The sequence below is a fragment of the Streptococcus sp. CF7_Ac1-8 genome (genome assembly GCF_024295435.1).
GTDB lineage: Bacteria > Bacillota > Bacilli > Lactobacillales > Streptococcaceae > Streptococcus > Streptococcus mitis_AP.
Map to the genome: position 1 here is coordinate 1 of NZ_JANCPI010000029.1, position 1120 is coordinate 1120.

At 42.9% G+C, this 1120-nt stretch carries 1 protein-coding gene; it reads left to right on the forward strand.

All coding sequences use genetic code 11. The features are described from left to right. On the forward strand, positions 1 to 1120 hold a 1120-nt coding region (locus NMM26_RS09520; protein WP_254754487.1), incomplete at both ends, for a DUF1542 domain-containing protein.

The window sequence follows — 1120 nt, forward strand, 5'->3', positions numbered from 1 at the left end:
CGAGATAGATGCACGTACAGACTTAACAGATGAGGAGAAAACTGCAGCAAAAGCAGAAGCTAAGGCTAAAGCCGATGAAGCGAAAGTAGCAATCGACAATGCAACAACAAATGCCGAAGTCGCTCAATCTAAGTCAACTGGAACAACAGAAGTAAATTCAATTAATCCAGCAGCAGTAGCGAAGCCAGAAGCTAAGAAATCTATTGACGAAGTTCTCAAAGCTAAGACTGATGAAATCGATTCTCGCGCAGACTTAACAGAAGAAGAGAAAACTTCAGCAAAAGCAGAAGCTAAGGCTAAAGCCGATGCAGCGAAAGAAGCGATCGACAAAGCAACAACGAATGCAGCAGTCGCTCAATCTAAGTCAACTGGAATAACAGAAGTAAAAGCTGTAAACCCAGACGCAGTAGCTAAAACAGAAGCTAATAAAGCCATCGATGACGCTCTGAAAGCTAAGACTGCCGAGATTGACGCTCGTACAGACTTAACAGACGAAGAAAAAACTGCAGCAAAAGCAGATACGAAAGCCAAAGCTGATGCAGCTAAACAAGCGATTGACAATGCAACAACAAACGATGCGGTAGAAAAAGCTAAAACTGCAGGAACAAAAGAAGTAAAATCAATCAATCCAGCAGCAGTAGCGAAGACAGAAGCTAAGCAAGCCATCGACGAAGTTCTTAAAGCTAAGAATGCCGAAATTGATGCTCGCACAGACTTAACAGACGAAGAGAAAACTGAGGCTAAGGTAGAAGCTAAGAAAAAAGCAAATGCAGCGAAAGAAGCCATCGACAACGTAACAACAAATGCGGAAGTAGAACAAGCTAAGGTGACTGGAACAACAGAAGTAAATAATGTAAATCCAGAAGCAGTAGCGAAGCCAAAAGCTAAGAAGTCAATTGATGAAGCTCTGAAAGCTAAGAATGACGAGATAGAATCTCGTACAGACTTAACAGACGAAGAGAAAACTGCAGCTAAGGCTGAAGCGAAAGTAAAAGCCGACTCAGCCAAGGAAGCTATCGATAATGCCACAACCAACTCAGAAGTCGACCAAGCTCAGTCAACTGGAACAATGTCAGTAGACTCAGTCACTCCAACAGCGCAAGCAAAACCTGCAGCGAAG